Here is a 12,888-nt window from a genome sequence, read left to right as displayed (position 1 = left end):
CGAATGTGAATTCACATTCGCATTCTAATGGAGGTTCGACCATGACCGACAACCAGACTTCCCCGCCCGTGACCGTCACGCTTGAATCAGGGCCCACCGGCGCCGGGAGCATCGACGACTTCGAGCTGTTCTACGCCCGCCGCGCCGTGGACCGCTTCCGGACTCTGCTGGGACGCCAGGGGCTCCTCGATCTCCTGGCGGCGGACATCGAGGAGGGCAACGCCTTCCTGCGCGAGTGTGCTCGCACCTCCGACGGCAGCTTCAAGGCAGGCACGACCGTGCTCGCGACGCAGGGCCTCACCTCCGGCGCGTTCCTGGCCTGGATGGACAGCGCATTCGCGGGCGACGGGAGCGCACTCCTCGCGGCGCACCCCGAGCACTACGTGATGGGCACCGATGCCATCGGAGCGCGCGTGGTGGAGAACATCGGCACCCACGTCAGCGACTTCTACATGGGCGGCTGGGGAACGGACGCACTGGCCTGGGCAGCGGACGCGGACGAGGTTCTCCCGGAGTCGGAGTATCCGCGCAAGATGTCCTCGAATCTGTTCCTGGCCGACGGCACCGTCGTCGGGCGGGCGCTGATCCAGTTCGGTGACACCGCCGACGGCTTCACCGCAAACCTGACGGTCTACCTGCCCACCACATGCCCGGACGACGTCCTGGAGCATCACCTCCGGCACTACGCCGTCGAGTTCAGGAACTGGATCGTCGCCGCAGCGGCGGCCCGCGCCTGAGGATCACGGCCGGGCGTCGGGCCTCAGCCGCAGCCCACCGGGGCCGGATCGGCCCGCCGCCCGGCCCACGGGCAGCGCGGCCGGCGACCGCGTCAGGGCCGTACGGACCACCCGCTTCGGCGTACGTGGCCGGGGCGCCCCGCGCGGTCCTGCCTTCTGCACCACCCCGGCCCGGACGGGGGCTCCGTCCTCTCCGCGCACGGCATGAAGCACAGAAAGACGCACTATGACCAAGCACTCCACGCCGCCCGGTACGGGACGCAAGCTGACCCTGGTCGTCCTCGGCCTGGCAGCCCTGATCACCACGATGCTGTGCGCGTTCGCGCTGCCCTCGCTCCACAGCGGCCCCCACCACATCCCCATCGGCGTCACCGGGCCCCAGCAGACCACCGAAGGTATCCGGGCGAACACCGACGCGGACGCGTGGGACGTCCACGTCTACGAAACCACCGACGCCGTCAAGTCCGCCGTCAAGGACCGCGACATCGCAGGTGGGCTCGCGGTGACCGACCACGGCGTCGATGTCTACACCGCCACCGCGGGCGGCCCCTCCGCCACCGGCGCCCTCACCGAACTGGGGGACGGGCTCGCCGCACGGTACGAGACACAAGCAGCCGTCCACGACCTCGTGCCCTTCACCGAGGACGACCCCCGAGGCACCGGGCTGACCTCCGCACTCCTGCCCATGATCTTCGGCGGAATCTTCCCCGCCCTGATACTCGGCAGCGTCTTCCCCGGTCACCGAGGGCTGCGGACCCGCCTCACGGGAGCCCTGCTCTTCTCCGTCGTGGCGGGCGCCGCTGTCACCGCCGTCCTTCAGTTCGCCACCCACTCGACCGACGGCAACTACTGGCTCACCGCCCTCGGAGTCACCCTCGGCACGGCCGCCATGTCCACCACTCTCCTGGGGCTCCAAGCCCTCCTCGGCATGGCCGGCTTCGCCTTCGGCGGCGCACTCATGATGCTCCTGGGCAACCCCCTCTCCGGCCTCGCCACAGGCCCTCACTGGCTCCCCACGAGCTGGGCCGCCATCGGTCAGCTCCTCCCCCCGGGCGCCTCCGGAAGCCTCCTGCGTACCAACGCCTTCTTCGACGGCACAGGCGCCGGCCTCCCGGCCCTGGTGCTCACCGCCTGGGTCGTCATCGGTGTCGCCCTCGCCTTCTTCGCCGACCGGCGTGGCAAGCGCTCGGCTCCCGCCCGCCCGGGGACCGCCACCGCCTGACGGCAGACACGTGCCGCGACCTGACCAGCGACAGGTGCGGCCCCTGCTCCGCGTCATCACCCGCCACAGCGACGCCGCTCCATGGCCTACGCGGTCGGGACCGTGGGTCCCGCCGGACCGGCGGCCTTGGCGAGCGGGGTTCCGAAGAGCCGGCCGCCGGCGGCGCGACGTCCCTGAACGTCCTCATGCCGGCCGGATGAGGCGGGTCTCGTAGCCGAAGACGACGGCCTGCACCCGGTCGCGCAGCTCCAGTTTCGTCAGGATCCGGTTCAGATGTGTTTTCACGGTGGCTTCCGCGAGGTGCAGGGTGGCGGCGATCTCGGTGTTCGACAGGCCGCGGGCCACCTCGACGAGTACTTCGCGTTCGCGTGCCGTGAGCCGTTCCAGACGCTCGTCCTCCACCTGCTCGCGCTCCGCGGGGAGCTGGTGGGCGAAGTTCTCCAGCAGGCGACGGGTGATGCGCGGCGAGACCGCCGCGTCCCCCGCGGCGACGTTCCGGATGGCCGCGAGGAGCTCCTCGGGCAGGGCGTTCTTCAGGAGGAAGCCCGACGCCCCGGCCCTGAGTCCGGCGAAGGCGTATTCATCGAGGTCGAAGGTGGTCAGAATGAGGACCCGGGTCTGTGGGCAGTCCCGGATGATCCGGCCGGTCGCCTCGATGCCGTCGGTACCGGGCATCCGGACATCCATCAGCACGACATCGGGGCGGAGCAGCCGGGCGAGGCGTACGGCATCGGCGCCGTCCCCGGCCTCGCCGACCGGCTCCATGTCCGGCTGGGCCTCCAGGACCATGGTGAACGCCATACGCAGCAGTGGTTCGTCGTCGGCGAGCAGGATACGGATCGTCACGCGGCACCGGTCCCTGCTGCTCCCGCTGCCCCCGCTGCCCCCGCTGTTCCCGCTGTTCCTGCTGTCCCTGCTGTTCCTGCTGTGCTCAGGTCGAGGCGGGCCGAGACCCGCCAGCCGCCGCCCGGGAGCGGTCCCGCCCGCAGAGTTCCCCCGTACGCGGCCGTGCGCTCGCGCATACCGGGGATTCCGTGCCCGCGCGGCGCGTCGGGATCCTGCGCGGTGCGGCCGTGGCCGTCGTCGGTGACATCGAGGGCGACGCTCTCGGCGGAGCAGCACACCCGCACCTCGGCGCGGGTGCCGCGAGGGGCGTGCTTGAGGGTGTTGGTCAAGGCTTCCTGTACCAGTCGGTAGACGGTGAGCTGTGCGGCGGTGGGGACGTGGGAGGGATCGCCTGCCACACGGAGGCGGGCCGGCAGCCCGGCGGTGCCCACCTGGTCGAGGAGGCACCGCAGTTGGGTGATGCCGGGTATCGGGTGACGAAGCGCGTCCGGTTCATCGGCACGCAGGACCCCGAGGACTCGTCGCATCTCGGTGAGGGACTGGCGCCCGCTGTCGGCGACCTGCCGCATGGCGGCGGTCGTCCTGTCGGGCGTGCGGTACTGGGCGTAGACCGCGGCGTCGGCGAGAGCGATCATCACGGACAGGTTGTGGCTGACGATGTCGTGCATGTCGCGGGCGATACGGGCCCGTTCCTCGGCCACCGCGAGCCGAGCCCGTTGGTCGCGCTCACGTTCCAGGCGTACCGCACGGTCCTCCACGGACGCGAAGTAGGCACGCCTGGTGCGCATGTTCGCGCCGATGACCGCGGCGGCGGTGGCCATGGCGGTCAGGCTCACGGCCGCGCCGAGGGATCTGCCCTCGGTCGACCAGCGCACGGATGCCATCAGGATCCCCGCTTCGGAGACGGCACCGGCCACCAGCAACTGCCGGCCGCCGGTGTATGCGGCCACGGTGTAGAGGGCGATCAACAGCGCGATGTCGGCCGGTAGCTGGACGTCGGCGAGCCACTGGGCGAAGGCCGCCGAGGCCACTGCGGCGAACACCGTCACGGGTGCCCGACGCCGCCAGATCAGGGGCAGGAGCAAGGCCGCCTGGAATGCGAGGAGCCATGGGCGGTCGTGCAGGTCGATGCGGACGACGAGGGAGGTGAGGGCGAAGAGCGTGGTCACCAGAATCGCGTCCACCGCCATCGGTGGTAGCCGGGCCCGTGCTCGCAGCAGCCGGGCGCACCAGGTCAGGGTGCGCCACGGCTGCCCGACCGGTGCGGTGGCGGGCTCGGTCACCGTCATCGCACCGCTCGCCATGGTCCGGCTTCCGGGCGGTGCCCCGGCAGGTACCCGGGCCGGCCCGCCGCGGTGTCCGGCCCGTCGGCAGGCGACGCCCCCGCCCGTCCCGCCCGGCCGGTTGCCGAATCCGGCCGCGCCCTCACCGACCACTACGCGTCCCGTCGTTTCAGTGCCACCGCGGCTCCGCCGAGCGCCACGGCCGCGTACAGACAGAACACGGTGAATCCGGTCCATGGCGCCAAGGTGTGCGGATCCGACTGGAGGACGGCGAGCGCGTGTCCGGCGTTGCTCGGCAGGTACGGACCTATCCGGTCGGACCAGGAGGAGGGGAGTGCCTTGACGAGCTCCGGCAGGACCAGCAGCAGACCGAAGACGGCAGTGATGCCACCCGCGGTGTTACGGGTCAGTGTGCCGACAGCGACGCTGAGCAGTCCCACAACGGTCAGGTACAGACCGGTGCCGAGGACGGCGCGGGTGACACCCGGGTCGCTCAGCGAGGCGCCGGCTCCCGTGGAGGACATCAGGGCCTGACCGGCCAGGAACGCCGTCAGGGACATGGCAGTCATCAGCCCCCAGGTCACCGCCGCGTACACGGTGGCCTTGGCCCACAGGACCGGGAGCCGTCGAGGCACCGCCGAGAAGGTCGCACGGATCATGCCGGTCGAGTACTCGCCGCTGACCACGAGCACACCCATGACGCCGACCGCCAACTGCGCCAGGAAGAAACCGATCAGGCTCAGTGCCGTCGGGTTGACGCTCGCCCGCTCGGCCACGCTCATCTCCGACCAGTGGGAGGCGGTGAGCGCCGAGAACAGCGGGCCCATCCCGGTCATCGCCACGGCGGCGGCGAGCAGGGTGAAGAACGTCGAGCGCAGGGTGCGGAGTTTGACCCACTCCGAGTGCAGCACCCGCGTCCGGGTGAGCCGGCCGTGCCCGGCGGGGGCGGTGAACCGGTGCATCGTATCGGTGCTCACGCCGCACGTCCTTCGGTGCCGGAACCGGCCGGAAGCCGGTCGGGGGTCTGGTACTCGACAGCGTCCCGGGTCAGCTCCATGAACGCCTCCTCCAACGACGCCTGGCGAGGTGTCAGCTCGGTGAGCGCGATCTCGTGGTCTGCGGCGATCCGGCCGATACGATCGCTGCTCAGGCCGGTGACTTCCAGTGCGCCCCGGCCGGCCGCCGTCACGGCGACATCCGGCCCGGTCAGCGCCGCACGCAGCCGCTCCGCCTCGTCGCAGCGTACGAGCACCGAATTGCGGGCGGCACGCCGAGTGAACTCCCCGACCGAGGTGTCGGCGATCAGCCGGCCGCGCCCGATCACGATGAGGTGCTCGGCGGTCAACGCCATCTCGCTCATCAGATGCGAGGAGACCAGCACCGTGCGTCCTTCGGCGGCCAGGTCCTTGAGCAGACCGCGGATCCACAGCACGCCTTCGGGATCGAGCCCGTTCACCGGCTCGTCCAGGACGACGGTGGCCGGGTCACCGAGCAGAGCGCTCGCGATACCGAGCCGCTGTCCCATGCCCAGCGAGAAGCCGCCGGCCCGCTTCCCGGCCACCTTCCGCAGCCCGACGATGTCGATCACCTCGTCCACCCGGCTGCGGGGGATGCCTGTGGTGACGGCCAGCGCCAGCAGATGGTTGAAGGCGGAGCGGCCGGTATGGATCGAACGGGCCTCCAGCATCGCCCCGACCTCATGCAGCGGTGCGCGGTGCGCGGCGTAGTGCTTTCCGTTGACCACGACCCGGCCGGCCGTCGGTGCGTCCAGTCCCAGGATCATCCGCATCGTGGTGGACTTCCCGGAGCCGTTCGGCCCGAGGAATCCGGTGACAACACCGGGCCGGACGACAAAGGTGAGATCCATGACAGCGGTCTTGTCCCCATAGCGTTTGGTGAGCCCATGGGCTTCGATCATCGGATGTCCTCGTCGGGGTCGCAGTGGCGTCAACTGACCACCACGCTAGATTTCCGGCCCGGCGCGGCACATGAGCCCACGGGTTGAACCCCGCCGTCGAAGATGCGCATCCCGGGGTGGACACCTCTCCACCCGCAGGGGTAGACGTCGGCGCACCGGGCGGCTCCGTCGCACCCGTCGCAGATGGGCACCGGTGGCCACCGGGGGCGGCGGGAGGGCGGGCGCAGCGGTTCGACCTGGGGAAACGGGCCGGGGAAACGCGGCTCACGAGGGCGGGACGGGGGCGTACGGGCGGGGCGCCGGAAAGCGACCGGCGGTTGACGCGCTGGACCGGCCGCGGCCTCTAGCGTCCGGGACATGACCAGATTCTCCGCAACCCCGACCGTTGCCCTGCTCACGCTGGCCCTCGCGCTGCCGACCGCCGTGGCGGGGCCCGCCGCCGCGGCTCCGACCCCTACGCACGTGTCCGCCGCTCCTTCCGCTTCCTCTTCCGTCGGCTCTTCCGTCCGCAGCGACACGGCCCCCCGGACATCACTCCCTCGTCCCACCGGCCCGTACGCGGTCGGCCGCGACACCCTCCACCTCGTCGACCGTGCCCGCCGCGATCCATGGGTGCCGGACAGGGCTCGTGAGCTGAGGGTCGGTATGTTCTATCCCGCCCTTCCCGGCACCGGTACGCCGACGCCGTACGCCACAGTGCCGGAGGCCCGGCTGTTCCTGAAGAGCTACGGGCTGGAAGGCGTCTTCCCCGCCGAGACCCTGAGCGCCACGACCACCAGCGGCCGCGTCGGCGCTCGGCCCGCCCACGGCCGGTATCCCCTGGTGGTGCTCTCTCCGGGCTTCGGTGTCTCGGGCTTCACCCTCACCGGCCTTGCCGAGGAACTCGCCGGCCGAGGATATGTGGTCGCCGCAGTGGACCACGCCTACGAGTCCGTCGGCACAGCCTTCCCCGGTGACCGGATGCTGACCTGCGTCGCGTGCGCGGAGGTCCGGAGTGAACAGGACAAGGAGGCTCTCACCGCCGGCCGGGGTGCGGATGTCTCCTTCCTCCTGGACCGGCTCACCGGGCCGCGCCCGGCCTGGCGGTACGCCGGACTGATCGACCGGAACCGGATCGGCATGGCCGGTCACTCGGTCGGCGGCGCGAGTGCGGCGGCAGCCATGGCGCGCGACCGCCGCATCCGGGCGGGCATCAACATCGACGGCGCCTTCCACGCCGCCGTACCCGCCGACGGACTCGGCGGCAGACCGTTCATGATGCTCGGCACGGACGACGGCACGCACCGTCCCGGCGGTACGGACACGAGCTGGGACCAGGCGTGGGACCGGCTGGATGGTTGGAAGCGCTGGCTGACCGTCGCCGGGGCGACGCACTACAGCTTCTCCGACGTCCCCCTCTTCCTGGACGAACTCGGCCTGTCCGGCACGCAGTCACCGCTGGTCCTCTCCGGCAGCCGCTCGCTGGACATCACCCGTGCGTACGTCGGGGCCTTCTTCGGCATGCAGCTGAAGCACACCCCCCAGCCGCTGCTGGACGGCCCGACGCCGACCGAACCGGAAGTCACCTTCAACAACCCGTAAGTGGGTTTCGGCGGCCAGCTGTGTCCCGTCGAGCCCGTCGAGCCCGTCGCCGAAAGGAGACCGAAAACTGCTCAACCGCCCCAGGGGAAGCAACTGCCGCGCATCGACCTGCGTCCTGTTTCCCGACCGAGCTGATCACCGGCCCAGTTGGGGGAAGACATGCTTGTACGCACGACACTGGTGGCCGCCACGGCCGCCGCTCTCACAGTGACCCTGGCGGCACCGTCGCTCGCCGCGGCGGACAGCCACGCGGACGACCACTCCGCGACGAGAACCGCTGTCCGGGCGGCGGTGACGGCGGGTATCCCCGGCGTCACGGCGACCGCACGGGACGGACACGACACCTGGTCGACGACGGCCGGCGTGGGCAATCTGCGCACCGGCAGCCCACGTTCGGCCGACGACCGCTACCGGGTCGGCAGCATAACCAAGACGTTCGTCGCCACCGTCATGCTCCAACTGGAGGCGGAGGGACGCCTGTCGCTCGACGACACGGTGGACACGTGGCTGCCGGACCTGGTCCGGGGCCACGGCCACGACGGCCGACGCATCACCCTCCGCCAGCTCCTCAACCACACCAGTGGCATCTACGAATACCTGGGGGACCCGGCTTTCTACCGCGCGTACTTCCTGGCCGACGGTTTCTTCCAGCACCGCTACGACACCCGTACGCCCCGCCAGCTGGTGGCGACCGCGATGGCCTACGGGCCGGAGTTCGAGCCGGGAACGTCGTGGAGCTACTCCAACACCAACTACGTGATCGCCGGGATGGTGATCGAGAAGGCGACGGGGCACACCTTCGGGGAGGAGATCAGCCGTCGCATCATCAAGCCCCTGCGCCTGAAGGCGACATCGGTGCCGGGCACGAGCCCGACCGTCCCGTCCCCGAGCAGCAGGGCGTACTCGAAGCTGGCGGAGACGACGGAGGGCCGGACGTACGACGTAACGTACCTGAATCCGTCGATCGCCTCGTCCGCCGGGGAGATGATCTCCAGTTCCGCCGACCTCAACCGCTTCACCTCGGCTCTCCTGAAGGGCGAGCTGCTGCCGCCGAAGCAGCTCAAGGAGATGAAGACGACGGTGAAGGTGGACGGCGTTCCGAACGTGTCCTACGGACTCGGACTGATGGACCGCACCCTCTCCTGCGGTGTCCATGTCTGGGGACACGACGGCGGAATCCATGGCTCCTCGTCCTCGGTCACGACAACGGCCGACGGCCGTCACTCCCTCTCCGTGAACTTCAACGGCGACTGGACCGGCGACATGGACAAGGTGATCGAGGGGGAGTACTGCGGGAAGTGACCGCCCCTGCTTGATCCGGGATCCGCCTCTCCGTGGGGCGGCGGGCCCGTGTCGGGAGCGTGTGGTCGGGGTCATCACCAGGGACGCCGAACCGGTTGATCAGGTCGCTCCGCCCGGAGGGCATCGAGCGGTGCGGCGACGAACCTGTTGTTGTCCCCGGCCACCGGCAGCCTGGATTTCACCACATCCGGGCGAGCGCGTCAGCAGTACGGCGGCACGGTCAGCAATGTGGCGTTGACACAGGAGATCGCGGCGAAGCGCGGATGTCGTCGCGGGGAGCATTCCTCGTGATCACATCGCTGCCCCGAGAAGGGCCGCTACCGTGAGCCCATGTCACACGCCTCCGCGCTCCTCGTCATCGACATGCAGAACGCCCCGGTGGCCATCGCCTACCGGGCCGCCGAGACCGTCGCCGTGATCGCCGGATTGCGCGAACGCGCCAAGGCCGCCGGCATACCGGTGATAACGATTCAGGACCGGGGCTCCGGGCTGGAAGCCGGGACCGAGGGCTGGCGGGTCGTGCCCGAACTCGCGCCCGACGCCCACGAGACGGTCGTCCACAAGAACAGCCCGGACAGCTTTCTGGACACCGACCTCGACAAGGTCCTGAAGGCGCTGGGAGTCACCGAGGTGGTCGTCACCGGGTTCGCGACCGAGATCTGTGTGGACACCACGGCGCGGCAGGCGCTGAGTCACCGGTACGACCTTGTGCTGGTCACCGACGGGCACACCACGTCCGTCCGGCCCGACAGCGGCGAGTTCGCCTCGCCGCGGCAGTCGATCGCGCATCTCAACGAGATCTTCCGGAACATCGGCTTCCCAGGGCGGAGCATCCGGGTGCTGCCGGCATCCGAAGTGGCCTTCGCTCCGGCTGACGAACTGCGCAGTGAGTGAGGCACCGTAGCGGCCCACCACCCTGGACGTGGCGAAGGGGCAGATCGGCGCGATGCCGGAAACTGTCAACCTCTACCTCGAACCTCGACCGCGGCTGCGACAGCGCCAAGTCCCGTGCGCTGCGCCGCGCTGAGAGGAGCGGCGAGATCGTCGTCTTCCACCTCAACCTCGCCGCAGTACCCGTCACGCTCCACACGCTGACCCGCCGAGCTGCCTGCCGCTGTCGCTGGGACGGCCCTCCCGCCACACGCCGCCTCAAGTGATGCATCCCGCCCGTCGGTTCTACGTCCCGGCCGTGCCGGGGTTCCCGCTGAGGGACTCCTGATAGAGGTCCGCGTAGGTGCGCGAGTCCTTGACCAGGTCGTCGCAGAAGGCAGCGACGTCATCGCCGATGAGTTCCAGTACTCCCTTGCCGGACGCGACGCCCTCCTCGAAGAAATCGACAATCTCCGGGAGCAGGGCCCCGTCAGGCAGGTCGATCGGGCCGACCTTGAAGTAGTACTTCTGAATCTCCTTGTAGACGATTCGATAATCCGGCGGGAGCGCCTTGATGCGCGCCATGTGCGCTCGCCACTGCTTCTTGCCCTCGATGATGTCCTGGATGCCCATGTCAGCCTCCTAGCCGGCCCAGTTTCCTGGCGATGTTCCGGTTCAACTGCGCGCGCCACCGGTCGCGGTAGTTCCGAGCCCCTTCTCCGCCGGCCAGCGCCGCGCAGAAACCCTTGATGTCGTCGCCCAGCACTTCGTGAATGCTCTGCCCATCTGCCGCCGTTTCTTCGAGCAGTCCCAGGGCGCCGTCGAGGATCGGCATCAGGTTGCGGCCCGTGAAGCCCGAATAGGGGGAGAGGTGAAACTTGATCTGTTCCCAGGCCGACCGGTAGTCGGCCGGCAATGCCTCGGACCGGGCTTCGAACGCCTTCCATTCCCTGGTGAGGTCGCTGCCGGTAACCGTCTCCCAGAAATTCATCGCCCGCCCTCCTTGAGCTTGTCGATGCGTGATGAGAGGTACTCCCACTTCGCCCAGAACTTCCCGAGCTCTTCGCGCCCCGCGTCGTTGAGCGCATAGAACTTGCGCGGCGGGCCCATCCCGGACGGTCGCTTCGTCACCTGAACGAGCCCGTTCTTCTCCAATCGCAGCAGGATGGTGTAGACCGTCCCCTCGATGACGTCGGCGAAGCCGAGTTCATTCAGCCGGCGCGTGATGGCGTACCCGTAGGTCTCCTCGCTGCTGATGATTTCGAGCACGCAGCCCTCAAGCGTGCCCTTCAGCATCTCCGTCAGGTCGTCCATCGCGGCTCCCCTCTTCGATCCGCTCCCAGTACTGCGTAGTACCGAGTACCGCTATACGGTATCACGTAGTAGTCCGGCGAGGTGGGGTCATGGAAGCGATTCGGGCGGTGCGCGACCCGGGTGGGCGGTGGTCGGTTCGCGCGTCCGGCGCTCCTCGGGGGCTGCGATGGCGGTGCTGGAGATACCCTAGGGGGGTATGCTGAGGGTGCTGCCGGAAACCGGTGGTCGAATGGCCGACCTGGAGAAGAGGCGACGCCGCAACGCCTGACCGGACACGCCATCGGTGAGTTCGGCCCAGGCGGTGCCATGCCGGAACCGGTGCGGTGGCGGTCGATGATCCCTCCGGTCCTTCGGCGGCGTCGGCCGGTGGCCGGCCATGCCCCGCAGCCGACGGAAGCCGCGGTGTGCACCGTCGCCACTGCTCGTTCGGTACAGGCCGGAACCGGCCCGCGCCCATCCAGAGGGCGGGCCCCGCGCCCGTCCAATCCCTGGGGAGAAACGCCTTCCATGTGCACACATGCCCGCACCGCGGCCCGTCGGGGGTTCGGCCTCGCCATCGGCGGGACCATCCTGACGATGGCCTCCGCCAGCGCACCGTCCCTCTTCTACCCCCAGCTGGCTGAACAACTGGCCTTGCCCCCGGTCGCGACGACCGCGGTGTTCGCGGTCTACGCCTTCACCATGCTCGCGACACTGCTGTTCCTGGGGCCGCTGTCGGACACCAAGGGGCGGCGCCCGGTCGTCACCGTGGGCGCTCTGCTGCTCGCGGCGAGCCTGGTCCTCTTCTGGCGTTCGGAAAACCTCGGCCTGCTGCTGGTCGCCCGCTCACTCCAAGGTGTTGCCGCAGGCCTGCTCATACCCGCTCTCTCGGCGGTCACGGTCGACTTCGAACCCCCGCACCGGCCGGGGCGTGCCGCGTTGTGGAACACCGTCGCCCCCATGATGGGCCTCGGTACCGGTGCCATGACGGCGGCGCTCCTCCTCGATGTCACGGCGGACCCTGCGGGGGCGGTGTTCGGAACGCTGACCGGCCTGTCCGCCCTGACCGCCGTGCTCGTGTGGCTCGTTCCGGAGAGCGCGGGGAAGACGCCCGCCTCCGCCGGACCGGTGCGTCCGCGGTTCCGTGCCTCGCCTCGTCTTCGCGGCGTGCTGCTCGTGGCCGCGCCTGCCATCGTCGCGGGCTCGGCGACCAACGGACTGTTTCTCGCGCTGGGTGCAGGGCTCGTCAAGAGCGAGTTCGGCGCCGCCACGCACGCGCAGGCGGGCTCCGTCATGCTCACGTTGGCCGTCTCCGGCATCCTCGCCTCCAGGCTGCTCTCCCGCCGCTCCTCGCGTGTCATCACCGTCTACGGGACGTCCGCGCTGGCCATCGGTACGGTGCTGAGCCTGGCCGCCCTCGCGGCCCACTCGTTCCCCGCGTATCTCGCGACCGTGGTCATCGTCGGTTCGGGCTTCGGCACCTCGTTCATGGGGGCTCTGCGCACCCTCATGCCGTACACCGTTCCTGCCGAGCGGGCGGCCATCATGGGGGTGATCTACAGCATCTCCTACCTCGCGCTCGGAGTGCCCACCATCGTCGCCGGACTTCTCGTTCCCGTCCTGACGGTGCAGGGCACCATGGCAGTTCTCGGCGTCGCCATCGCGGTCCTCGGCGTCGTGGCCACGATCGCGCGGCTCCGCCTGCGCTCCGATGAGCCGGCCAGGGAACCGGCGGCCGCACGGCAGCCCTGAGACGACGTCCCTGACGCTCCGTCCGGTCCCGTACGAGAAGACCGTGGCCGCCGCCCGCGCGGAGCGGGACGGCGGTCACGGCCT

At 69.8% G+C, this 12,888-nt stretch carries 13 protein-coding genes; 6 read left to right on the top strand and 7 right to left on the bottom strand.

Annotated features, from left to right (window positions below):
- Positions 1 to 41 precede the first annotated feature (41 nt).
- Together OG251_RS38110 and OG251_RS38105 are read left to right on the top strand one after the other, a co-directional pair.
- Positions 42 to 737, top strand: coding sequence for a hypothetical protein (locus OG251_RS38110; RefSeq protein ID WP_326681843.1), 696 nt, complete (start codon positions 42 to 44; stop codon positions 735 to 737).
- 226 nt (positions 738 to 963) lie between these two features.
- A complete protein-coding gene (locus tag OG251_RS38105) occupies positions 964 to 1,959 on the top strand; it encodes a hypothetical protein (protein ID WP_326681842.1) in 996 nt (331 codons plus the stop codon).
- Positions 1,960 to 2,142: 183 nt separating this feature from the next.
- On the opposite strand, the gene OG251_RS38100 is transcribed toward OG251_RS38105, so the two are convergent.
- The 4 genes from OG251_RS38100 to OG251_RS38085 all read right to left on the bottom strand — a co-directional run bounded on the left by OG251_RS38100 (position 2,143) and on the right by OG251_RS38085 (position 6,006).
- Entirely contained in the window at positions 2,143 to 2,805 is a 663-nt protein-coding gene (locus OG251_RS38100) for a response regulator transcription factor (protein ID WP_326681841.1), read from the bottom strand.
- A complete protein-coding gene (locus OG251_RS38095) occupies positions 2,802 to 4,109 on the bottom strand; it encodes a sensor histidine kinase (RefSeq protein ID WP_326681840.1) in 1,308 nt (435 codons plus the stop codon). Before OG251_RS38095 ends, OG251_RS38100 begins: the two co-directional genes overlap by 4 nt.
- A 131-nt stretch (positions 4,110 to 4,240) precedes the next feature.
- Complete coding sequence (locus OG251_RS38090; protein ID WP_326681839.1) at positions 4,241 to 5,065, bottom strand: ABC transporter permease; 825 nt, start codon at positions 5,063 to 5,065, stop codon at positions 4,241 to 4,243.
- Complete coding sequence (locus tag OG251_RS38085; protein WP_326681838.1) at positions 5,062 to 6,006, bottom strand: ATP-binding cassette domain-containing protein; 945 nt, start codon at positions 6,004 to 6,006, stop codon at positions 5,062 to 5,064. The genes OG251_RS38090 and OG251_RS38085 overlap by 4 nt, the downstream gene beginning before the upstream one ends.
- A gap of 357 nt (positions 6,007 to 6,363) precedes the next feature.
- On the opposite strand from OG251_RS38085, the gene OG251_RS38080 reads away from it, so the two are divergent.
- From OG251_RS38080 to OG251_RS38070, 3 genes are all read left to right on the top strand, one after another.
- A complete protein-coding gene (locus OG251_RS38080) occupies positions 6,364 to 7,587 on the top strand; it encodes an alpha/beta hydrolase family protein (RefSeq protein ID WP_326681837.1) in 1,224 nt (407 codons plus the stop codon).
- A gap of 159 nt (positions 7,588 to 7,746) precedes the next feature.
- On the top strand, positions 7,747 to 8,889 hold the full coding sequence (locus OG251_RS38075; protein WP_326681836.1) for a serine hydrolase domain-containing protein: 1,143 nt from the start codon (positions 7,747 to 7,749) through the stop codon (positions 8,887 to 8,889).
- Positions 8,890 to 9,219: 330 nt separating this feature from the next.
- Entirely contained in the window at positions 9,220 to 9,783 is a 564-nt protein-coding gene (locus OG251_RS38070) for a cysteine hydrolase family protein (RefSeq protein WP_326681835.1), read from the top strand.
- A gap of 282 nt (positions 9,784 to 10,065) precedes the next feature.
- Here OG251_RS38070 and OG251_RS38065 read toward each other — a convergent pair whose 3' ends face one another.
- From OG251_RS38065 to OG251_RS38055, 3 genes are read right to left on the bottom strand one after another with little or no spacing between them, the layout of a single operon-like run.
- A complete protein-coding gene (locus tag OG251_RS38065) occupies positions 10,066 to 10,392 on the bottom strand; it encodes a DUF1048 domain-containing protein (RefSeq protein ID WP_326681834.1) in 327 nt (108 codons plus the stop codon).
- 1 nt (position 10,393) lies between these two features.
- The gene (locus OG251_RS38060; RefSeq protein WP_326681833.1) at positions 10,394 to 10,750 is read right to left on the bottom strand and encodes a DUF1048 domain-containing protein; all 357 of its coding nucleotides are present in this window, start codon (positions 10,748 to 10,750) and stop codon (positions 10,394 to 10,396) included.
- Complete coding sequence (locus OG251_RS38055) at positions 10,747 to 11,073, bottom strand: PadR family transcriptional regulator (RefSeq protein ID WP_326681832.1); 327 nt, start codon at positions 11,071 to 11,073, stop codon at positions 10,747 to 10,749. Before OG251_RS38055 ends, OG251_RS38060 begins: the two co-directional genes overlap by 4 nt.
- 507 nt (positions 11,074 to 11,580) lie before the next feature.
- On the opposite strand from OG251_RS38055, the gene OG251_RS38050 reads away from it, so the two are divergent.
- The gene (locus tag OG251_RS38050) at positions 11,581 to 12,804 is read left to right on the top strand and encodes an MFS transporter (protein ID WP_326681831.1); all 1,224 of its coding nucleotides are present in this window, start codon (positions 11,581 to 11,583) and stop codon (positions 12,802 to 12,804) included.
- The last annotated feature ends 84 nt before the right edge of the window (positions 12,805 to 12,888 follow it).

The sequence above is a fragment of the Streptomyces sp. NBC_01237 genome (genome assembly GCF_035917275.1).
In the GTDB taxonomy this organism is placed as follows: Bacteria; Actinomycetota; Actinomycetes; order Streptomycetales; family Streptomycetaceae; genus Streptomyces.
The sequence above is the reverse complement of the archived record's forward strand: the minus strand, read 5'-3'. Positions and strand labels throughout refer to the sequence as shown.